This window comes from Aeromonas sp. R5-4 (assembly GCF_040908215.1).
GTDB lineage: Bacteria > Pseudomonadota > Gammaproteobacteria > Enterobacterales > Aeromonadaceae > Aeromonas > Aeromonas veronii.
The window spans coordinates 23,127-44,494 of record NZ_JBFODG010000020.1 but is presented as its reverse complement, the minus strand read 5'-3'; the positions used below and the strand labels follow the sequence as shown (position 1 = coordinate 44,494).

The window sequence follows — 21,368 nt, the reverse complement described above, 5'->3', positions numbered from 1 at the left end:
CGGACGCGGGGTGGAGCAGCTCGGTAGCTCGTCGGGCTCATAACCCGAAGGTCGTCGGTTCAAATCCGGCCCCCGCAACCAACTCTTTCGTCAGCCTGCGATTGTGTAAACAGTCGAAAGCAGACAAACGCCACCAGGCTACTGCTCGGCTTGAGGGTGACAATTCGGACGCGGGGTGGAGCAGCTCGGTAGCTCGTCGGGCTCATAACCCGAAGGTCGTCGGTTCAAATCCGGCCCCCGCAACCAACTTTCTGTACGTTCCCTTCCTGCATTGCCAATTATTGAACAATCCTTCTTGATGCTCGTCACCGTCTGGTGATTGCTGCTATTTCTGACGCTTTTTCAAGACCAAAACTGGTCGTATCAACCATTTGTTGGGTATCATCAGGTATCTCTTCATGGATGAGGCACGCGCCTGTGATCACTCCCTTCACCTATCTTCCTCCTGCTATTGAAAGCCGGGATGCCACGCTGGCCGAAGCCCTTGCCCAAGGGCTGCCGTTGCAACTGCTGCTGATCGCCGAAGAGCAGAAGGAGTCCTTGCTTTCGCTCCCCGCCCTTGCGGGTCTCCAGACCCAGCTTGCGCTGGGGAAAAAAGCGCCCTTTACCCTGATGCACGGCAATACCCTGTTGCAGGTGATGTTTGTGACCGGCAGTGTGACGCGGGATCACCGCCTCTATAAACAGATCAGAGGCTGGATTGCTCCTCTTTCTGGGCTCAATGTGGAGCGCCTCGGGCTGCATCAGGAAGGTTTTTCCCCCTCCGAGCGAGTCATGCTGGCCGAAGTGATGTTGTCGGCCCTGCTTGCCGCCAATATTTCGTTGCCCACCAGCAAGCGCCGCAGCGAAATCAGCTGGAGCTATCAGCAGATCAAGGTTTCACCCTCAGTGGTGCTGGACTTGGCGCGCCTCTACAGCGAAGCGGGGGGCAACGGGCTGGCTCGCCATCTGGCGGTGTTGCCTGCCTCCGAGCTGACGGCCGCCAGCTATCGCGAGTTTGTCAGCAAGCTGGCGCAAGATGAGGGGTGGCAGTGCCATCACTATGATCAGGCACAGCTGGCCGAGTTGGGGGCGGGGGCGTTTCTGGCCGTTGCTCGTGGCTCGGAAGACAATCAGGGGGCCATGGTCAAGCTCAGCTACTATCCACCCAAGCCGGTGCGCCGCATTGCGTTGGTGGGCAAGGGGATCTGCCACGACTCTGGCGGTTACAACCTCAAGGTCTCCGGCAGCATGTATGGCATGCATCTGGACATGGGGGGCAGCGCGGTGGCGCTGGGGGCCCTCTACGCCATCAGCCGAGCTCAGCTACCCTACGAGGTACACTGCTGGCTGGCCATTGCCGAGAACCATATCGGCCCTCACGCCTATCGTCCTGGCGAGGTGGTGACTGCCATCAATGGCACCTCCATCGAGGTGGTCGATACCGATGCCGAAGGGCGAATGGTACTGGCCGATACCCTGGCGATGGCGGTGCAGGATACTCCTGATCTGCTGCTCGATTACGCAACCCTGACCGGGGCCTGCAAACGGGCGCTGGGTAGCCGCTACAGCGGCGTCTTTACCAATCGCAGCGAATGGATTACATCGCTGGTCAATCTGGGTCAGCGCAGCGGTGAACGAGTCTGGCCCTTCCCGCTTGATGACGATTACGACGACAACATCGAAAGCGAGTGGGCCGATCTGTTGCAGTGTGCGCCGGGAAGTTCGCCGGATCACATTGATGCGGCCCGTTTCCTCGCCCACTTCGTGCCCGAGCAGACCCCCTGGCTGCACTTCGACCTGAGCGGTTTTCGCAACAAGGGGGGCAATGGGGTGGTCTCCAGCGAAGTGACCGGCTTCGGCGTGCGTCTCACGCTGGATCTGCTGGCCAGCCCGCTTGGCAGAGTTGGTCGCCAAGCCTCTGAACAATCTGAATGATAACAAGGAGTTCTGTGAAACAACCAAGCTATGACTGGGTGCTGTTCGATTTGGATGAAACCCTGCTCGATTTTCCGGTCGCCTCCGCGCTGACGCACACCCTGCAGATCTATGGCGTACAGGCTGATGACGCCAGCATGGCGCAGTACCACGCCCTCAACCACGGGCTCTGGCAGCAGTACAACGACGGCGAGATCGATGCAACGGCGTTGCAGCAGACCCGCTTCTCCCTCTTTGCCCAGCAGGTTTCCGCCGATCCCATGGCGATGAACAACACCTTTCTGGAGCAAATCATTGCCCTTAGCATGCCTCTCGAAGGAGTGGTCGAGACCCTGCAGCAGCTGCGCAGCAAGGTGCGGATGGGGATCATCACCAATGGTTTCAGCGTGCCTCAGCGGGGGCGGCTCGGCAAACTGGGCTGGAGCGAGTGGTTCGAGCCGCTGGTGATCTCCGACGAGATCCGGGTGACCAAGCCGGCGCCAGCTATTTTCCAGCACACCCTCTCCCTGATGGGGCAGCCGGATCCTGCGCGGGTGCTGATGGTGGGGGATAACCCGAAGACCGATATTGCCGGGGCGGCGGCGCAGGGGCTGGCAACCTGCTGGTACAACCCGGCGCGGCAAGCGGGCGAGTGCGATGCCACCCACGAAATCCACCACTTCGCCCACCTTGCCGACATTGTGCTGGGACGCTGATAGCCAGGCTTAACCCATCACGTTATCGATGACCAAAGCGTCCTGGCAAGTTGCTACCAGGGTTGTTTGAGAACGGATTGGGTTTGCTTGAGACAGTAAGGGGAGCTGATGCTCCCCTTACTTATGAGTATTTTCCTGTGAATGCAGGGATCTGAACTGGTAGCGATCGAGGATCTGCTGATAGTCGGGACTCTGTTTTAATTTATCGATAGCCTGATTGATCCGCTGCAGTTGCGCTTCAGTGGTGCTCTCTTTGCTCAGCATCAGGTGAACTGGTGTCTGTTCGATATGCAGCAGAATATACAGCTTGTCCTGCACGCCATCCTTACCCTGCCACTCCTGCAGTCCGTGGGGGTCCAGAATAAACCCCTGGATCCGACCCCCTTGCAACATCTTCAGCAACTGATCCAGCCGCAGGCGCATCTGCAGACGGGGCTGCAGCTCGGGCCTTGCCATCAACTGGCGGAAGGTATTGCCATAATCAAAGCCCTTGAGCACCCCGATATGAAAGTCAGGGGTGTTGATCAACTGCTCGAGGGTGTTGATCCCGCGCCAGCGATCGGCATCTTGCCGACGGATGACGATGGCCGTCTCCTCTTCCCGATAGGGGTGGCTGAAGCGGGCATATTGCTGCCGCTCGGCGGTGATATTGGCTGACATGGCCAGTTGAACCGTGCCGAATTTCAGCTCGTGCAGCACGCGAGCCCAGGGCATTTCACTGAATTTGGCCTGATAACCGGCCCGCAGGAAGATGGCGTTGAGCAGCTCCACATCCAGTCCGCGGAGCTGTTGCTGTTCATTGCGATAACTGAAGGGCTGCCAGTCGACCCAGCCCACGACCAATGACTCCTGTGCCGTAGCCTGGCAACACAAACACCATAACAACAAGAGTCTGTACACAACGCATACCCTCGAACAGGCTGATACGGTGAGTATTGGACAGGAACGACGGAGTAACCAGTGCTGAGGGTTGAGCGGATGCACAGATGTGCATCCCTCACAGTTCGTGGGCGTGGAATCCCTTGCGATAGCGGGCTTCGCAGCGCGGGCAGCGTTGCAGGGTCGGATCCTGTTCCAGCTGTTCGATGGAAAGCGGCTCTTCACAATCGGAGCAGAGGCCATAGAGGCCGAGATCCATCTGGCAGAGTGCTGCATCGATCCGCTTGAGGCGGGCCACGCTCTGCTCAACCTTCGGCAGATCCAGCCGGCTGGTCAGTTCCACCAGTTGATCCTGCTCGCAGTGACCGACCTGCTCGGCCCACTCGTCACGGCGGCAGGCTTTGAGCTGACCGATCAGCGTTTCTCGTACTTGGGCCCAGTCTGACAGCAGGCGATTACGCCAGACAGTCAACTGTGCTTGCGTCATTTCACACACATTATCCCCCACAGGACAGACGACAGATTCGGGGCAGTATAGGGATCCGATAACTCTATCAAGATGATATGCGTCAAGTTAAACGTGGTTAGCCGTGGCTTTTGGCTGCTTGCAGCAGGGCATCGCGGATGGGAGCCGTCTCTTTGAGCACCCGGATCTCCTGAAACAGCAGGTCCGCTTCGGGATATTCCCGCTTGAGATAGCTGAACCACTGTTTGATGCGGCTGGGGTAGTAGTCGGCTTTTTCGCTGGCCAGATCTTGTTCGGTATAGCCCACCATCAACTGCAGCACCTCGGCCCAGCTCATGTGCGGGCAGCCGGTTTTCATCACGTTGGCCAGATTGGGCAGGGAGATGGCGCCGCGCCCGACCATCAGGGCATCGCAACCCGAGACTCTGGCGCAGGCGATGGCATCTTTATGATCCCAAATCTCGCCGTTGGCGGTGACGGGGATGGGCAGGGCGCGGCGAATGGCGTCCACATATTCCCAGTGGGCGGGGGCCTTGTACCCTTCGCGCTTGGTGCGCGCATGAACGGCCAGCTCGTTGGCGCCCCCCTGGAAGACCGCCTGAGCGTTCTCCAGATAGAGATCCTTGTCGTCGTAACCGAGGCGAATTTTGGCGCTCACCGGCAGATGGGCGGGCACCGCCTCGCGCACCGCCTTGACGATGCGGTAGATGGTCTCGGGCTCTTTGAGCAGCACCGCACCGCCCTTGCTCTTGTTGACCGTAGGGGCGGGACAGCCGAAGTTGAGATCGACGCCGGGGGAGCCCAGCTCGATGGCGCGCACGGCGTTCTCGGCCAGCCACTCGGGGTGTTGCCCCAGCAGTTGTACCCGCACCGGGGTGCCTGCGCGGGTTTTGCCATCTTGCAGCAGTTCAGGGCAGAGGCGGTAGAACACCTTGGCGGGCAGCAGCTGATCGACGACCCGGATAAACTCGCTCACGCAGAGATCGTAATCATTGACGGAGGTGAGTACCTCCCGCATCAGGTGATCCAGTACCCCCTGCATGGGGGCCAAAATAACGCGCATAACGGCTTTCCGACGAGAGTGGCAAGAAAAAAGAGCGCAGATTGTAGTGGGGTTGCGGCCCGCTGTCAGCACCCGCTCAAACTCTGTTAGGCTAGAGGGAGATAAATCACGCAAGGAGACGGAATGAAGCGTTGGTGTCTGATGGCGCTCGGGTGGCTGGCATTTGCCACCGGTATTGTGGGCATTGTGCTGCCGCTCTTGCCGACTACCCCCTTCATGTTGCTGGCTGCCGCTCTGTTTGCCCGCTCGTCGCCCCGTTTTCATCGCTGGTTGCTGACCCATCCCTGGTTTGGCCCGCCCATCGTCGATTGGCAGCAGTATCGCGGTATTCGTCGCCAGGCCAGACGGCGCGCCATTATCTTCATTTTGCTCACCTTTTCGGTGTCGCTGGCGGTGGTGCCACTGCTGTGGGTCAAGGGGCTGCTGGTTGTCATAATGGTGATCCTGCTCACCTGGTTAATGCGCCTGCCGGTGCTGGAGCCAGTTGCAATGGTGAAGTGAAGTCCCTAAGCTATTGCAGCAATAATGCTATGGAGTCGGCCTGTCATTTTTGCGTGACAGGCTTTTTTATTTCCCGCAGAAGGGAATTGAGAAAAAATGGCCACCCCTGGGTCAAAAAAATAAGCGGTCAACACATGAATCCGGAAACCCTGAAATTTATCGAAGCAAGCATCAAGACCATTCCCGACTATCCGAAGCCGGGCATTCTGTTTCGTGACATCACCAGCCTGATTGAGAACGCCGAGGCCTTCAAGGCCACCATCGATCTGCTGGCCAATCATTATCGTGATCAAGGGATCACCAAGATTGTTGGCACCGAAGCCCGCGGCTTCATCTTTGGCGCGCCGGTTGCCTATGCCATGGGGCTGGGCTTCGTGCCGGTCCGCAAGCCGGGCAAGCTGCCGCGCGAAGTGATCGAGGAGTCCTATGCCCTCGAGTACGGCACCGACACCCTGCAACTGCACACCGATGCCATCGTGCCTGGTGACAAGGTGCTGGTCGTGGACGATCTGCTGGCGACCGGTGGTACCGTTGATGCGACCGTCAAGCTGATCCGCCGTGCCGGTGGTGAAGTGGCCGATGCGGCCTTTATCATCTCCCTGCCGTCTCTGGGCGGCGATGCCCGCCTGACTGCCGCTGGCATCAAGGTGGTCTCACTGGTCGAGCTGGCCGGCGAGTAATGTCTCTTCGGCCCGATCCTCTGCATCGGGCCTGCGTTGAACCGGTGCCCTTTCGGGCATCGGTTTGAAAATCAAGCGATCCCTCCCGCTCTGACCGATAGCCGATACAGCCAGCCCGCCATTTGTGTTAGCATCCGGCCTCAATGCCCTGTCTTCCCTGCATGATGGATTTATGAGCTATCAGGTTCTGGCGCGTAAATGGCGCCCCCATACGTTTGAACAAGTGGTAGGCCAGCAACATGTGCTGACCGCCTTGACCAACGCCCTGGATCAGGGACGGCTGCATCACGCCTATCTGCTGAGCGGTACCCGCGGGGTCGGCAAGACCACCATCGCCCGTATTCTGGCCAAGAGCCTCAACTGCGAGCAGGGGATCAGCAGCCATCCGTGTGGCGTCTGCGATACCTGCCGCGAGATCGATCAGGGCAACTTTGTCGACCTGCTGGAGATTGACGCGGCGTCGCGAACCAAGGTGGAAGATACCCGCGAGCTGCTCGACAACGTGCAGTACCGTCCGGCCCGCGGCCGCTTCAAGGTCTACCTCATCGATGAAGTGCACATGTTGTCGCGCCACAGCTTCAACGCGCTGCTGAAAACCCTGGAAGAGCCGCCCCCTTATGTGAAGTTTCTGCTGGCCACCACGGATCCGCAGAAGTTGCCCATTACCATTCTCTCGCGCTGCCTGCAGTTTCATCTGAAGAGTCTGGATCAGACCCAGATCGCCAAGCAGCTCGAATGGGTGCTGGATCAGGAAGGGCAGCCCTTCGAGCCACGCGCCCTGCTGGCCTTGGCCAAAGCCGCCGACGGCAGTATGCGCGATGCACTAAGCCTGACCGATCAGGCGCTGGCCCACGGCAATGGCAGCGTGCGCCTCGAGAGTGTGCTGGCGATGCTGGGCACGCTCGATCACCGCCATCTGCACCAGCTGCTGGAAGCCATTTTGCGGCAAGATGCCCCCGCGACCATGGCCAAGATCACCGAGATCGCCACCCTGGGTCCCGATTTTGATCAGCTCCACGCCGAGCTGGAAGGCTTGCTCCATCGCATCGCCATGGCGCAGCTGCTGCCTGCCAGCGTGCAGGAGCAGGGGGCGGATGCTGATTCCCTGCTGCAACTGGCCAAGGCGATGAGCCCGGAAGAGGTGCAGCTCTGCTACCAGATCGTGCTGGGTGGCCGTAAAGATCTGCCCTGGGCCCCCGATGGCCGCACCGCGCTGGAGATGACCTGCCTGCGGATGCTCGCCTTCTCCCCAAGGCGCGATGCCCTGCATCCGGCCAGCCTCACCGCGTTGCCCCCGTCAATGACGAGCAGTGCGGCGAGCAGCGCTACTTCGGCTGCCTCTTTGCCGGGAAAGCGCCCGGCCGCTGAATCGGCTGCAGTGGCACCGATCAGCGGCGCCGTGCCTGCACCGCTAGCCAGCCCTGTTGCCAGCACGCCTGTTGCTACCAGTGCAGTGCCCGCGGTTGATGTCTCCCTGCCTGCGATGACGGATGACATCGGCAACCCCGCCGACAGCGAGGAGGATGCGCAAGCCGCCGAGCTGTTCAGCCAGCAGGATGAGCTGCTGCGTGAAGCCGCAGGCATGGGGTATCAACCAGAGCCCGCGTTGACCCATGCGCAGCCCGATGTGTCTGCGCACTCAGCTGCACAGCCCGCAGATGCTGATGAACAAGCTTCTGCCGCAGCCTACGCGGACCATTCCCGTGGCGAGTCGCTGACTGCCAGCATCGAGCCCGCGCTCGAACCGACAACCACGCCGGTTAGCGCACCTGAAGCTGTTTCAGCGGTGTCGAGCATGCAAAGCCTGCTTGGCAAGCGAAACATGCTGCGCAGCCGCCAGCGTGGTCAGGATGCCCCGGCGGCGCCCGCGCCGCGCGCGGTGCCGGTTACGCCAGCGCGCCCTGTCGCGCCCGCCGCCGCACCGGTCGTTGCTCCACAGCCTGCCCCGATCAGCCAACCGGCCGGGCAGGGGATAGCGGCGATGGGTCACTATGATGATCTGCCGCCAGTGGATCTCTATGGCGACGGTTACGAGCCACAGGGTGACAACGGGGAATACGAGGAGTACCTCAATCAGGGCTTTGCCGAGCAGACTCAGGTGATGAGCCACGCCCCTGTCACGGCACCGGCCCAGCCAACCGATCTGCCACCTTGGGATCTCGACGGGCAGCCGAGCTATCGACCCGGTGAACGCAGTGCTGCGGCGCCTGCGGTGACGCCAGCCCCTGCGACCCAGCCGTCCGTTGTTACCACGGCGGTGGCTGCTGCCCTTGTGACGCAGGATGAGCCCGCTCAGCCAGTGATGGAGACCATCGACTGGGATGAGCTCGAGAGCGACAGCGAGCCGCAAGAGGGGGAGGTGACTCGCCTTATCCCCTCCTCGCTACTCAATGGTTGCGGCGATGCTTGGGCCGAGTTGATCGCCCACACTCAGGTGGGAGGGCGGCTGCGCCAGCTGGCCATCAACTCGGTGATGACGCGGGAAGGGGACAAGGTACTGCTGACCCTCAAACCCGAGCAGCGCCATCTGGTGAGCGACAAGGCGCGCGCCGATCTGGCCGAGATCATCGGGCCAGCGCTGGGTCAACCGGTGCAGGTCGAGGTGACGCTTGGTGTGGTGCCTGACAAGGAGACCCCCCTTGAGATCGAACATCGCCTTTATCTCGGGGTGCGCGAGCAGGTGACCCGGGATCTGGAGCAGGATCCCAACGTGCAGTTTTTAGTTCAGCGGTTTGGTGCCGTGCTTCATCACGAGAGCATCGAGCCCCTCAACCGCTAAATTCCGTGGCCGGGAGCTTGCTTCCGGTTGAAAAGCAGTTTGGCTGTCCCCATCTAGGACAGACAAGCCCACAGCCCGGCGCTGGATGCCGGATTTCAAGACGAGAGACGACATATGTTTGGTAAAGGTGGAATGGGGAACCTGATGAAACAGGCCCAACAGATGCAAGAGCGTATGCAGAAGGCGCAGGAGCAGCTGGCTCAGATGGAAGTGACCGGTGAAGCCGGTGCTGGCATGGTCAAGGTCACCATGACCGGTAGCCACAGCGTCCGTCGCATCGAGATCGACCCCTCCCTGATGGAAGATGACAAGGAGCTGCTGGAAGATCTGGTTGCCGCCGCTTGCAACGATGCCGTGCGTCGTGTGGAAGAGCAGAACAAGGCCAAGATGGGCGAGCTGACCGGTGGCATGCAACTGCCGCCAGGCTTCAAGATGCCCTTCTAAGGCGACTCTCCCCGCGCATTCTTGCTCCCTTGTCGCTGACCATTCGGGTCACGGCAAGGGGGACGGCCGAGAGACCCAAAGACGCAGCGTTATTGCTCAGACGATACGCTGCGTTTTTTTATGGGCGCCATGCTGGCGTGGACGGGCTCTAACTATCTCTTCTGGGGAGAGGTTGCTACAGAGCAGGCCGATTGCGCCATGAAACGCAGCCGCCTTGCTAAGGCGGCGCTATTTGTCGATACCCGCTATCGGATATCCCGGTTTGGCGTGGCCGGGCTGGATCGGCATAATGGCGGCTTGCCGTATTGAGGAGATTGTATGAAATATATTGGAGCCCACGTCAGTGCGGCCGGCGGGGTGGAAAATACCATCGCCCGCGCCCAGGCCATCGGGGCCAACGCGTTTGCCCTCTTTACCAAGAATCAACGTCAGTGGCAGGCCGCCCCCTTGTCGGATGCCACCATCCGCGCCTTCAAGGCGGCCTGTGACAAGGCCGGTTTTCTGCCGGAGCAGATCCTGCCCCACGACAGTTACCTCATCAATCTGGGCCACCCGGATCCCGATGGTCTGGCCAAATCCCGCGATGCGTTTCTCGACGAGATGAAGCGTTGCGAGCAACTGGGGCTCTGTTATCTGAACTTCCACCCCGGTAGCCATCTCAAGCAAATTCCCGAATTGGCCAGCCTCAAGCTGGTGAGCGAGTCCATCAACTGGGCGTTGGAGCGTAGTGAAGGGGTGACGGCGGTAATCGAGAATACCGCCGGGCAGGGGACCAACCTCGGCTGGTCGTTCGAGCACCTAGCCACCATCATCGAGGGGGTGGAGGACAAGAGCCGGGTCGGGATCTGTTTCGATACTTGCCACGCCTTTGCCGCTGGCTACGATCTGCGCACTGCCGAGAGCTGCGCTGCCGTCTTTGCAGAGTTCGACCGCACGGTGGGTTTTCACTATCTCAAGGGGATGCATATCAACGGCGCCAAGTGTACCTTCGGTAGCCGTGTCGATCGCCACCACAGCTTGCGGGAGGGCAATCTGGGAGAGGCAGTATTCCACCACATCATGAATGATGATCGCTTCGATCGCATTCCGCTGATCCTCGAGACCATAGACGAGTCCATCTGGGGCGAGGAGATCAGCTGGTTGCGCAGTCTGGCGAAGTGATACTCAGAAGCGAATCAAAGAGAGGGAGCCGTGGCTCCCTCTCTGCTTTTTCCCATTGGTGTGCAGGTCTGCGAGCGGCGCTCCGAGCGGGCGTTACTCTGCGCGGCTCACCTCGGCATCCTTCACCTGAGCACGGCAGAAGTGGATAAAGTGGCGCAGGGAGGTGGAGTGGTACTTCTGCTTGTGCCAGATAAGGGAGAGCTGGCGCGGGAAGCGACGGGAGAGGGGCAGGGCGATCAGCCGCCCATCTGCCAGGCGATCCGAGGCTGCCAGCCGGGAGATAAATGAGATGCCAAGCCCCTTCTCCACCGCCAGCATCACCGCCTCCAGAGTGTTGAGTTCAAGCCCTGGTTGCCAGCGGGGCAGCTCGGGCTGGATCTGCTGGATAAATTGCTCGCGGCTGCCCGATTGTGCTTCACGCAATACCCAGGTCTCGCCCCCCAGTCGGGAGAGGGAGAGATCCTTCTTGTTGGCAAGCGGGTGACCGGGTGGAGCTACCACCAGCATCTCGTCCTGCAGCCAGGGTTCGGCGAGCAGGTCGGGGTGGTGGTTCTCCCCCTCGATCAGTGCCATATCCAGCTCGAAGTTGGCCAGCGCATGGCAGAGCAGGTGAGTGTTGTTGATGGTCACCTTGGGGGGGAGTCCCAGCTCCTGTTTGCTGCTGGCGAGCAGGGTGGGGAGCAGGTAGTTGCCGATGGTCTGGCTGGCTCCAAGGCGCAGCTGGCCGCTCGGCTCGGCATCGGGGCTGAACAGGTTCTCGATATCCTGCATCCGGGTCAGCAGCTCTTCGGCGGCCGGTTGCAGCAGGCGCCCCTCGTTGTTGAGCTGCAATCTGGGGTGAATGCGGTCAAACAACGGGGTAGAGAGCTGGCGCTCCAGCTCCTGCAGCGACTGGGAGACAGCCCCCTTGCTCAGGCAGAGCTCGTTGGCGGCAAGGCCAAGGTTTCCATAGCGGGCAATGGTGGCGAACACTTTCAGCTGCTGCAGGGTCAGTTTCATCGTGTTTGGTTTTCCTGAATGATTGATTTAATTCATTTAGATATCGTAAACGATAAGAGACCATTATCCTATCGCCATAGTCATCAATAGAAAGGTGTCATCATGATCGCAAGAACCCGTAAATCACTGGCTGCCGCCCCAACCCCCATGGCGGGTTTGGCGCTGGGCATCGCCAGCCTTGGTTGGTGTTGGGAAAATGCCGGTCACTTCGATGGCCGGATGCAACTGCTGGGCGCTGCCATCGCGGCCGTGCTGCTGGTGATCCTGACCTTCAAGTTTCTGCTTCACCCCCGCCTGCTGTTGCAGGATCTCGCTCACCCCGTGGTGGGCAGTGTGGTACCGACCTATGCCATGGGCACCATGGTGGTCTCCAAAGCGTTGGGTATGATTGCGCCGCAAGCGGGCGAGGCCCTCTGGCTGTTTGCCGTGGCGGTTCACCTGCTGTTCCTGGCCACTTTTATCTGGCATCGTGCCAAAGAGTTTGAAATTCACCACATGGTGCCGAGCTGGTTCGTGCCACCGGTGGGGATCATTGTGGCTGACGTCGCCTTCCCGGGTGGTCAGTTTGCCCCGCTGGCCAACGGTCTGCTCTGGTTCGGGATCATCTGCTACGGCCTGATGCTGCCGCTGATGCTCTATCGCCTGATCTTCAGCCATGAAGTGCCGGATGCCGCCAAACCGACCATCGCCATTCTGGCTGCCCCTGCCAGCCTCTCTCTGGCCGGTTACCTGACCGTCAGCCAGGAGCCGTCACTGCTGCTGGTGGCCGTGCTGTTGGGGATCGCCATCCTGATGACCGGCATCATCTATCTGGCCTTTATCAAACTGCTGCGTCTGCCTTTCTCGCCCGGTTATGCCGCCTTCACCTTCCCGCTGGTGATCGGTGCCACCGCTCTGTTCAAAGTGGCTCATCTGGTGGAAGGGTTTGCGCAAGGGAGTCACTACGTCGAGCAGATCAGCCTGCTGGCCCACTTCGAGCTGGGGGTGGCTACCGTGATCGTCGGGTATGTGGCACTGCGTTACCTGATGTTTTTTCTGCCGCAGCGTAATACCGAAATGAATAACGGCATGGCCCGCCAGGGTGCTCACCGTTAAATCTTGAAGAAGATGTGACATCGGGAAATGGATAAGCAGTGCGCTCCGAGAGCGACGGGATAAACGACCAGTCATACGATGGATGGACAAAGAGCCTCCACCCTGGTTGTGTAACGAGCAAAATGCCCCGCGGTGCGGGGCATTTTTTTATGGTTTTTTGATGTGGCGCTCGTGGCGGGCTATTTGCCATGGATTTAACTGGTATTACCTGTCAGGACGACTACAATGCAGCACCACTTTTTCGCTCGACCCCAATACATGTCGTCCCAAGATCCCGTATTTGACTCCTCTTTTGAAGCCCGTTTTCTGCATCCCCGCTACTGGTTCAGCTGGCTGGCGCTCGGCGTGCTGATGTTGCTCGCCTTTGTGCCGGTGCGATTGCGCGACCGTTTGGCCGAAGCCTTGGCACCGCTGGTGTTTCGTATCTCGAAAAAACAGATCTATATCGCCAGAACCAATCTGGAGATCTGCTTCCCGGACAAGAGCCCGGAAGAGCGGGATACCATTGCACTGACCTCGATCCGGGTCGGCCTCAAGAGTCTGTTGGGATTTGGCGAGTTCACCATGCGCAGTCAGCGTTATTTGATGAGCCGGATGCAGGTGATCGGTTGGGAGCATATCGAGGCGGAGCGGGCTGCCGGTCGTCCAGTGATCCTGGTAGTGCCCCATACTTGGCCGGTGGATGCAGCCGGTTACTGCTTTACCCAGCGCGGGGTGCCCATGTGCACCATGATGAAACGGGCGCGCAATCCGGTGTTTGACTGGCACCTCAACCGGGCACGAGCCAAGAACGGTTGCCGTGTTTATGAGCGCAGCGCCGGGATCAAGGCGGTGATCAGGACCATCAAGAGCGGTCGCAGCTTCTTCTATCTGCCGGATCAGGATCATGGCCGCGAGAAGAGCATCTTCGCCCCCTTCTTTGGCTATCCCAAAGCGACCCTGCCTGCTTTGCCCCGTCTGGTGCAGGTCAGCGGCGCCAAGGCGGTGCCGCTGCTCGCCTGCTATGACGAAGAGAACCACTGCTACCGGCTGGAGATTGAGGCACCGTTCGACAACTATCCCACCGAGGATGTGATGGCCGATACCTGTCGTATGAATGACATGGTGCAACAGCAGCTGATGCGCCATCCGGGTCAATACATGTGGTTCCTCAAGATCTTCGATACCCGTGAAGATCAGGAGGGGCTGGATGGCCTTTACGAGGCGGGGATCCAGCGGATCCGCAAGGGATTGTCGCCCCACGGCTGACCCAGAATTTGCGTTGATTGAAATGGCCCCAGGTGGGCCATTTTTTATGATAACTAGTCTGATCAGTGCCTTGCAGGTCGATGGCCTGTCTCCCCAGGGTAGAAAAAAATGTCAGGATAACTACAATAACCGTTTGTTTTTGATGACTTGATGGCCGCCATGTCTGCGTTAGATCCGGTATTTGATACCTCATTTCATAGCCGCCTGCTGCATCCCAAATGGTGGGGTAGCTGGTGTGCGCTGGGCCTGCTTTCCCTGCTGGCATTTACCCCCGCGAGACTGCGGGATCGCTTTGCCGATCTGGTCTCTCCAACCCTGCTGCGTTTTTCGAAAAAGCAGGCCTATATCGCCGATACCAACCTCAAGATCTGCTTTCCCGAGCTGGATGCCGCTGCACGGCAGGCGCTGCTGCTCAAATCGATCCGGGTCGGGCTCAAGACCTTTATGGGCTTTGGCGAGCTCAGCTGGCGCAGCAAGGCGCGGCTGACCCGTCGCATCAAGGTCACCGGCTGGGAGCATGTGCAAACCGAGCAGGCAGAAGGCCGTCCGGTGATCCTGGTGGTGCCTCACACCTGGGCGGTCGACATGATTGGCCGCTACTTCTCCATGATGGGCATCGAGATGTGCACCATGATGAAGAGCCCGAAAGATCAGGTGTTCGACTGGTACATCAACTGCGAGCGGGCCAAAGGAGGTAAAGTGTACGAGCGCAGCGCCGGCATCAAACCGGCGATCAAGTCGATCCGCGCCGGTGCCAGTTTCTTCTATCTACCGGATCAGGATCACGGCCGCGAGGCGAGCGTGTTTGTTCCCTTCTTTGGCCGCCCCAAGGCAACCCTGCCAGCCTTGCCCAAGCTGGTGAAGCTGACTGGTGCAAGAGCGGTGCCCATCTTCGCAAGCTATGACGAGGATGCGGGACGCTATCTGCTGGAGATCGAGCCGCCGTTTGACCCTTATCCCACCGCCGATCTGCTGGCAGACGTCAATGCCATGAACCGGGTGGTGGAGATGCAGGTGGCCCGCCATCCCGAGCAGTACATGTGGTTTCTCAAGATCTTCGAAACCCTGGAGCATCAGGAGGGGGATGACGGCCTCTATGAAGCGGGGATCCAGCGCATTCGTCAGGGTTTGCCGCCCGAACCTTGAAAATTGGCCCGCTTGCGGGCCATTTTTGTTGGTGCAGGGGCCTTTCGTATTTGGTCTGCTGCTGGTGGTTTTTAAGGCGAACAGGTGGACAAAAACAGCGCAAACAGGGGATAACAGGGTGTCTTATGAAAGGGAGAGGCAGGTGAGCGTGCGCGGAGCTATCTTCGAGAGCGGAAATAGGGTAAAAGGGCGGCCATGAAAATTCCAAATCGAATCCAACCTCTGGTTGATGACGGCCTGGTCGATGAGGTCGTCAGCCGGTTGATGAGCGGCAAAGAGGCCGACGTCTATGTGGTGCGCTGCGGCGACGAGATCCGCTGCGCCAAAGTCTATAAAGAGGCGTCCAAGCGCAGCTTCAAGCAGGCCGTGGTCTATCAGGAGGGGCGCAAGGTGCGTAACAGCCGCAGCGCTCGCGCCATGGAGAAGGGCTCCAAGTACGGCCGCAAACAGCATGAAGAGGTGTGGCAGAACACCGAGGTCGACGCCCTGTTCAAGCTGGCGGCGGCCGGTGTGCGGGTGCCGCAGCCCTATGTCTGCCTCGATGGTGTCCTCTTGATGGAACTTATCACCGATGAGGATGGCAATGTCGCGCCGCGCCTCAACGATGTGGCTCTCACCCCTGAGCAAGCGGTCATCGATCACCACAAGGTGATCCGCTATGTGGTGCGCATGCTCTGCGCCGGTCTTATCCACGGCGATCTCTCCGAGTTCAATGTGCTGGTGGATGAACAGGGCCCTGTCATCATCGACCTGCCCCAGGTGGTGGATGCCGCCGCCAACAACCAGGCCAAGGCGATGCTGGAGCGGGACGTCAACAATATGCGCAACTACTACGGTATGTATGCCCCCGAGCTGCTCAAGACCCGTTATGCCCAGGAAATGTGGGCGCTGTTTGAAGATGGCAAACTCACCCCCGATAGCGAACTGACCGGTCACTTTGAAGAGAGTCGCGCCGCCATCGATCTCGATTCGGTGCTGCAGGAGATTGAGAGCGCCGAGGAGGAGGCCTATGCCCGTCAGGCCCGGATGAAGGCGGAGCAGGAAGACAGCTACTAACGGTCTTGCCACGTTCGCAAAAAGGAGCGCCTTCGGGGCGCTCTTTTTATTACTGCTGCTATGCTCGGCTGGGGCAGGGGGCTAGCTGATACATCTCCAGCCAGTTGCGATCCCCCGGATGGAAGCGCCGCCCCAGCAACACGCCCCCGGCGGCCGTAATGACCTTGCGGGAAGCCAGATTGTCTAGGTCACAGCAGATCAGCACCGGCGCCGCCAGTACCTGTTGTTGCACCCAGCGCAGCAGCACGGTCGCGGTCCCTTCGCCACGGCGAGAGGGGCGAGTTTCGTAACCGATATGACCCAGCCACTGGCGGGTTGCCTCATTGTCACCGTGACGCAGACGCAGGGTGGCGATGATCTCCTCGCCATCGAGGGCAAAATAGGTGGTGGTCGGCAGGTATCCACTGGGCAAGTTGCGCCCTTCGGCGTGATCCAGCAGGCTCTGTAGCCAGCCCTCCGGGTCAAATTGTGCCACCTGATAGAGCGGCTGTCCGTCTTTGGCGCATTCGGTGACATAGCGCCGGTAAGCCGGGGCATCTGCCAGCCTGGCCGGTCGGCACTGCAGAGCGAGCACTGCGCTCATGACAGGAGCGCACAGGGCGGCAGCGGTTGCGGCTCGTTGTGGTGGAGCTCCTGCACGCAGGCCCGTTGCCTTCCAGCCTGTTTGGCGGCGTAAAGGGCCCGATCCGCGCGCAGGTAGGCCGCTTCAAACCCCTCGTCAGGGTGCAGCGAGGTGAGGCCGATGCTGAGGCTGATGGGGCCACCGGCCAGCTCCCGGGTCGCCTCGGCGATCTGCTGTTGCAGGCTGTGGCAGTAGTCGGGCAGGGTCTGCGGGTCCGCCATCAGCAGCAGGGCCAGCTCATCGCCGCCAAGCCGACCGGCCATGCCCTCGGCAGGTAGGGTATTGGCGATCACCCGACCCACGGCGCGCAGCATGGCATCACCGGCGGGGTGGCCGTGGCGGTCGTTGATCTGTTTGAAGTTGTCCAGATCGATCAGCAGCAGCTGGCCGGGGCCCGTCACCTCGCGGGCACGCAGGGCAACCTGGCGTTCGAAATAGTGGCGGCTGAAGAGGCCGGTCAGCTCATCCTGATTGGCGCGCCGCTCCAGCTTGCGCTGGGTGGCCAGCAAGGCTTGCTGCTGGCGGGTGTGGACCAGGCTCAGCAGCAGATAACTGCGGGCGATGGTAAAGAGCAGGCTGAGCAGGATCACAGGCCCGAGCAGCGGGTCGGTGAAGGAGTTGGCCGCCAGCTCCGGCTGCCAGAGGTGTTTGGCGATCCGCAGCAGTTGCAACAGCAGTTGCAGGCCGAGCAGCAGAATGGCAAAGCGCAGCACCCGATAGACGGGGGCCAGCCGCTGGTAGCGCCAGAGCTGCCAGATAAGCAGCGCAATCTGCAGCGAGAGCACGCCGGAGAGCACGATGATCCGGCTGTGCACATCAAAGAGGGGTTGCTGCAGGGCGGTCAGGGCAAACAAAACGAAACCGCCGAGGGTAACGGCGGGCAGCAGCCAGCCCAGTTGGTCGGCTTCACGGCGAAAGAAGTGGCGCATACCCCGTTCATAGAGCAGGGTGGTCGACATCAACAGCAGGTTGGTGCAGAGAATATTGGCAAGGGATGCATTTCCCTCAAGGGGGCGCAGCAGCAGGCAGCAAAAAGCCCCCGCGATAACCAGTTCCCCCGCTGACCAGTAGATCAATGCCCTGATCTGGCGATGGGTGTGCCACATGGCGGCGAAAATGGTGGCGACCCCCACATGTGACAGCGTGACGAACAGCACCAGACTCAACAACTGGGCCGAGGAAAACAGACTTGGCATCAAGGGGCTCTCTGGGAAGTCACCTGTGAACGAACAGGCGATGGGGTATCGCCCGCTGGCAGTGGCCGATCACAACATGAATCCAACCTATTATCAATGGGTTAAATGGCCGAATGTGCTCACCTCCGACTTCTTGCACGATGGCAACTGCTGACTCGATTTATCAGAGCTCATGGGGGTATTTTATTGTCTTTTCAGTCAATTGTGTTGCGTGAACGGTGGTGGTGTTGGCGGCAGGGTGAACCCAACCGCCAGACGTTGTGCTAATCGCAGGTTGCAGCAGGCAAGCGCATTACGATGGCCTCCCTGTCCAGATGGGTCAGCAGACGGCGCACGTCGTCGAGGCGGATGATCAGAGTAGCGGTGTTGACCAGCGGATGGCACTGCACCTGTTCGGCCTGCCAGATGGCCTCGTCCACCACCAGCTCTACCGCTTTTTCCCTGTCGCGCACCATGGCGAGCAGGGTTACCGAGCCCGGGGTAAGGCCGAGCACCGCATCGAGTCGCTCGGGGGAGCCAAAGCTCAGCCGTTTGACCCCGAGCATTGCTGCCAGCGCCTTGAGGTCGACCCGGTGCTCCTCCGGACTCACCACCAGAAACAGCCGCTCGCTTTTTGGGTCGCGCAAAAATAGGTTTTTGGTCTTGGCGGCGGGCAGGTCGGGCAGCAGCCTGCTCGCCTCCTCACAGGTAAACACCGGGTGATGATCGACACGCTGGTAGGGGATAGCCAGCTGATCCAGCAGAGAATAGATTGCCACATAGACTCCTTTCGTCGGTGAAGAGTGGTCAGAACGGGATGGGCGGGAATAACGGCCGGATCGAGCTTACCAGTTTGACTCCCGCCTCGCAGCCCGCGTGACGATTGCGAGCAGGCACTGTATGAACGTACAATAGTCCCATTCTCGAACAGCCCTTTTACGCTTCATGACTGCAACCCAGCCCACCGTACCCGCCACTCCGCCCCTCGACGGTTTTATCCTGACCCGCCACGGTCGGGACGTGCGCGGTCGTAACGGGCTGCCTGCAACCACCGAAATCGTGATGTGGCTCTGGAGCGCGCAGGGGCCGGTACGGGTGGTGGTGCCGGGGCAGGAGCCGGTGTTCTTCCTGCCGCAGAGCCATATGGCAGAAGCCGCCGAGCTGTTTAAAGGGGCCGGGGTGAGCGGGCGGTTTCGCCGCCTGCCGATGCACACCTTCGACGGTCGCCCTGTGGTGGGCTGCTATTTCGCTACCCTGAGCGCCTTTCACCGCGCCATCGAGCTGCTGCTTATTCGCGGGCTGGAGCACTTCGAGGCGGATATCCGGTTGCCGGAGCGCTTCCTGATGGAGCGCTTCATCACCGCTGGTGTGCGCTTCGATGGCCGAGCGGTAAAAAAGGGGGGCAAACAGGGCTACTGGGAGGTGAACGAGGCGCGCTGCGCGCCGCAGGCGGTGACGCCAACCCTCTCCTGGGTGTCGCTCGACGTGGAGTGCGCCATGGACGGGGCGCTGTTCTCGGTCGGTCTTTACAGCGAGCAGGATGCGCGGGTCATCATGATCGGCACCCCGGAGGCGGATACTGAGAGCTGGGGCACCCAGGTCCAGTGGGTAGAGGACGAGAGCGCCCTGCTGAGTGCGCTGGAGAGCTGGTTCAGCCAGCATGACCCCGATCTGGTGATTGGCTGGAACGTGGTCAATTTTGACTTTCGCCTGCTGCTGCGCCGCGCCGAGCTTAACAAGCGGCGGCTGCGGCTCGGGCGGGGGCGCGAGCTCTGCTTCTGGCGCTCGTCACGGGGCGATCCCCAGACCGGCAACGTTATTATCCCCGGGCGCATGGTGCTCGATGGTATCGATACCCTGAAAAGCGCTACCTGGCAGTTTGCCAGCTACAGCCTGGATGCGGTGGCGAGCGAACTGCTTGGCCGTGGCAAGGATATCGAGGACGTGGCCAATCGGGGGGAGAAGATCACCGAGCTGTTCCACTCCGACAAGGAGGCGCTCGCTCGCTACAACTTGGAAGATTGCAAGCTGGTGTGGGAGATCTTCGACTACTGCCACCTCATCCCTTTTGCCATCGAGCGCGCCTCCCTCACCGGCCTTGAACTGGACAGGGTAGGGGGCTCGGTGGCGGCCTTTACCAACCTCTATCTGCCGCGGCTGCATCGTGGCGGCTACGTGGCCCCCAATTTGCCAGCCGACGGTGGGCTGGCGAGCCCCGGCGGCTATGTGATGGACTCCAAACCCGGCCTCTATCGCCATGTGCTGGTGCTCGATTTCAAGAGTCTCTATCCCAGCATCATCCGCACCTTCTGCATCGACCCCATGGGACTTATCGAAGGGCTGCAGCATCCCGAGCACGCCATTCCGGGCTTTCGCGGCGCCATGTTCTCCCGCGAGCGGCACTTCTTGCCGGGTCTCATCGCTACCTTGTGGGCGGCGCGGGATCGGGCCAAGGCCGCCAGCAACAAGGCGCTCTCCCAGGCCATCAAGATCATCATGAACTCTTTCTACGGCGTGCTGGGTTCGGGGGGCTGCCGTTTCTATGATCCGCGCCTAGCCTCCTCCATCACCCTGCGTGGTCACAGCATCATGCAGCAGACCCGCGAGTGGATTGAAGAGAAGGGGTTCGAGGTGATCTATGGCGACACCGACTCCACCTTTGTTCATCTGGGGCGCGAGACCAGCCCCGATGAGGCGGACGAGATTGGCCAGCGACTGGCTCAAATGATCAACGATAACTGGGTTGCACTGATCAGGCGCGAATTCGACCTGCCGAGTTATCTCGAGATCCAGTACGAGACCCACTACCGCCGCTTTCTGATGCCCACCATTCGCGGGCTGGAGAAGGGCAGCAAGAAGCGCTATGCGGGGCTGGTTGGCAAGGCCAGTGAGGGGAGTGAACAGCTGGTATTCAAGGGGCTCGAATCGGTGCGCACCGACTGGACCATGCTGGCCAAGCAGTTTCAGACCCGCCTCTATGAACTGGTGTTTCACGATGAAGATCCCAGCGGCTATGTGCGCACCATGGTGGACGAGACCCGCGCCGGTCGTCACGACGATCTGCTTATCTACCGCAAACGGCTGCGCCAGAAGCTCGAGGAGTATCAGAAGAATGTACCGCCCCATGTGCGGGCGGCGCGGCTGGCCGATGAGGAGAACCTGCGCCGCGGTCTGCCCCAGCGCTATCAGCATCGGGGCTCCATCGCCTATCTGATGACCCTCAATGGCCCAGAACCGCTGGAGTACCGGCGCAGCGCCATCGATTACGAACACTATATCGACAAGCAGTTGCGACCCATTGCCGACGCCATCCTCCCCTTTATCGGCGAGTCGTTCGACCGGATCTGCGGTCAGCAGCTGGATCTTTTCTGATTGGTGCAAGTTGGCACTTTACTTCCCATGAACACTGGATAAAAATACAGTTATAAATCATGGAGAAGTT

General features: G+C 60.2%; 19 protein-coding genes and 2 tRNA genes. 14 read left to right on the top strand and 7 right to left on the bottom strand.

Annotation, left to right across the window (positions count from 1 at the left end):
• Positions 1 to 4 precede the first annotated feature (4 nt).
• The 4 genes from AB5Y83_RS09630 (at position 5) to yjjG (ending at position 2,612) form a co-directional block, all read left to right on the top strand.
• Positions 5 to 81: transfer RNA gene (locus AB5Y83_RS09630), tRNA-Met, on the top strand.
• 88 nt (positions 82 to 169) lie between these two features.
• Positions 170 to 246, top strand: a tRNA-Met gene (locus AB5Y83_RS09625).
• A gap of 171 nt (positions 247 to 417) precedes the next feature.
• On the top strand, positions 418 to 1,917 hold the full coding sequence (locus AB5Y83_RS09620; protein WP_368175079.1) for a leucyl aminopeptidase family protein: 1,500 nt from the start codon (positions 418 to 420) through the stop codon (positions 1,915 to 1,917).
• 14 nt (positions 1,918 to 1,931) lie between these two features.
• Positions 1,932 to 2,612 carry a pyrimidine 5'-nucleotidase gene (gene yjjG / locus AB5Y83_RS09615; RefSeq protein WP_005361017.1) on the top strand — a complete coding sequence of 227 codons (681 nt, stop codon included), beginning with the start codon at positions 1,932 to 1,934 and terminating at the stop codon, positions 2,610 to 2,612.
• A gap of 117 nt (positions 2,613 to 2,729) precedes the next feature.
• Here yjjG and AB5Y83_RS09610 read toward each other — a convergent pair whose 3' ends face one another.
• The 3 genes from AB5Y83_RS09610 to dusC form a co-directional block, all read right to left on the bottom strand.
• Positions 2,730 to 3,449 carry an ABC transporter substrate-binding protein gene (locus AB5Y83_RS09610; protein WP_202005614.1) on the bottom strand — a complete coding sequence of 240 codons (720 nt, stop codon included), beginning with the start codon at positions 3,447 to 3,449 and terminating at the stop codon, positions 2,730 to 2,732.
• A gap of 160 nt (positions 3,450 to 3,609) precedes the next feature.
• Positions 3,610 to 3,978 carry an RNA polymerase-binding protein DksA gene (locus AB5Y83_RS09605; protein WP_019445807.1) on the bottom strand — a complete coding sequence of 123 codons (369 nt, stop codon included), beginning with the start codon at positions 3,976 to 3,978 and terminating at the stop codon, positions 3,610 to 3,612.
• A gap of 97 nt (positions 3,979 to 4,075) precedes the next feature.
• Positions 4,076 to 5,020 (bottom strand): tRNA dihydrouridine(16) synthase DusC, encoded by a 945-nt coding sequence (dusC, locus tag AB5Y83_RS09600; RefSeq protein ID WP_368175078.1) that lies wholly within the window; start codon positions 5,018 to 5,020, stop codon positions 4,076 to 4,078.
• A 123-nt stretch (positions 5,021 to 5,143) separates the two neighbouring features.
• On the opposite strand from dusC, the gene AB5Y83_RS09595 reads away from it, so the two are divergent.
• The 5 genes from AB5Y83_RS09595 to nfo all read left to right on the top strand — a co-directional run bounded on the left by AB5Y83_RS09595 (position 5,144) and on the right by nfo (position 10,585).
• A complete protein-coding gene (locus AB5Y83_RS09595; RefSeq protein WP_005352406.1) occupies positions 5,144 to 5,521 on the top strand; it encodes a YbaN family protein in 378 nt (125 codons plus the stop codon).
• A gap of 134 nt (positions 5,522 to 5,655) precedes the next feature.
• Positions 5,656 to 6,201: an adenine phosphoribosyltransferase gene (gene apt / locus AB5Y83_RS09590; protein ID WP_005352403.1), complete on the top strand. Its 546-nt coding sequence runs from the start codon at positions 5,656 to 5,658 to the stop codon at positions 6,199 to 6,201.
• Positions 6,202 to 6,373: 172 nt separating this feature from the next.
• Positions 6,374 to 8,980 carry a DNA polymerase III subunit gamma/tau gene (gene dnaX / locus AB5Y83_RS09585; protein ID WP_368175077.1) on the top strand — a complete coding sequence of 869 codons (2,607 nt, stop codon included), beginning with the start codon at positions 6,374 to 6,376 and terminating at the stop codon, positions 8,978 to 8,980.
• Positions 8,981 to 9,094: 114 nt separating this feature from the next.
• Positions 9,095 to 9,424 (top strand): YbaB/EbfC family nucleoid-associated protein, encoded by a 330-nt coding sequence (locus tag AB5Y83_RS09580; RefSeq protein WP_005333445.1) that lies wholly within the window; start codon positions 9,095 to 9,097, stop codon positions 9,422 to 9,424.
• A gap of 318 nt (positions 9,425 to 9,742) precedes the next feature.
• On the top strand, positions 9,743 to 10,585 hold the full coding sequence (gene nfo / locus AB5Y83_RS09575) for a deoxyribonuclease IV (RefSeq protein WP_106843572.1): 843 nt from the start codon (positions 9,743 to 9,745) through the stop codon (positions 10,583 to 10,585).
• Between the two features lie 93 nt (positions 10,586 to 10,678).
• Here the strand turns inward: nfo and AB5Y83_RS09570 are convergent, their stop codons facing one another.
• The gene (locus AB5Y83_RS09570; RefSeq protein ID WP_150389018.1) at positions 10,679 to 11,584 is read right to left on the bottom strand and encodes a LysR substrate-binding domain-containing protein; all 906 of its coding nucleotides are present in this window, start codon (positions 11,582 to 11,584) and stop codon (positions 10,679 to 10,681) included.
• Between the two features lie 102 nt (positions 11,585 to 11,686).
• Between AB5Y83_RS09570 and AB5Y83_RS09565 the strand changes: the two genes are divergently transcribed.
• From AB5Y83_RS09565 to AB5Y83_RS09550, 4 genes are all read left to right on the top strand, one after another.
• Complete coding sequence (locus AB5Y83_RS09565) at positions 11,687 to 12,679, top strand: TDT family transporter (protein WP_042055422.1); 993 nt, start codon at positions 11,687 to 11,689, stop codon at positions 12,677 to 12,679.
• 258 nt (positions 12,680 to 12,937) lie between these two features.
• Positions 12,938 to 13,927 carry a lauroyl-Kdo(2)-lipid IV(A) myristoyltransferase gene (gene lpxM / locus AB5Y83_RS09560; RefSeq protein WP_042055448.1) on the top strand — a complete coding sequence of 330 codons (990 nt, stop codon included), beginning with the start codon at positions 12,938 to 12,940 and terminating at the stop codon, positions 13,925 to 13,927.
• A 150-nt stretch (positions 13,928 to 14,077) separates the two neighbouring features.
• Entirely contained in the window at positions 14,078 to 15,073 is a 996-nt protein-coding gene (locus tag AB5Y83_RS09555) for a lauroyl-Kdo(2)-lipid IV(A) myristoyltransferase (protein ID WP_368175076.1), read from the top strand.
• Positions 15,074 to 15,268: 195 nt separating this feature from the next.
• Positions 15,269 to 16,129: a PA4780 family RIO1-like protein kinase gene (locus AB5Y83_RS09550; RefSeq protein ID WP_019445814.1), complete on the top strand. Its 861-nt coding sequence runs from the start codon at positions 15,269 to 15,271 to the stop codon at positions 16,127 to 16,129.
• 58 nt (positions 16,130 to 16,187) lie between these two features.
• On the opposite strand, the gene AB5Y83_RS09545 is transcribed toward AB5Y83_RS09550, so the two are convergent.
• From AB5Y83_RS09545 to AB5Y83_RS09535, 3 genes are all read right to left on the bottom strand, one after another.
• The gene (locus tag AB5Y83_RS09545; protein ID WP_042055417.1) at positions 16,188 to 16,712 is read right to left on the bottom strand and encodes a GNAT family N-acetyltransferase; all 525 of its coding nucleotides are present in this window, start codon (positions 16,710 to 16,712) and stop codon (positions 16,188 to 16,190) included.
• Complete coding sequence (locus tag AB5Y83_RS09540) at positions 16,709 to 17,947, bottom strand: GGDEF domain-containing protein (RefSeq protein ID WP_368175075.1); 1,239 nt, start codon at positions 17,945 to 17,947, stop codon at positions 16,709 to 16,711. Before AB5Y83_RS09540 ends, AB5Y83_RS09545 begins: the two co-directional genes overlap by 4 nt.
• Positions 17,948 to 18,210: 263 nt before the next feature.
• Positions 18,211 to 18,705, bottom strand: coding sequence for a prolyl-tRNA synthetase associated domain-containing protein (locus AB5Y83_RS09535; RefSeq protein WP_279487568.1), 495 nt, complete (start codon positions 18,703 to 18,705; stop codon positions 18,211 to 18,213).
• Between the two features lie 166 nt (positions 18,706 to 18,871).
• Here AB5Y83_RS09535 and AB5Y83_RS09530 point away from each other — a divergent pair, with 166 nt between their 5' ends.
• The gene (locus AB5Y83_RS09530) at positions 18,872 to 21,298 is read left to right on the top strand and encodes a DNA polymerase II (RefSeq protein WP_368175074.1); all 2,427 of its coding nucleotides are present in this window, start codon (positions 18,872 to 18,874) and stop codon (positions 21,296 to 21,298) included.
• Positions 21,299 to 21,368 lie beyond the last annotated feature (70 nt).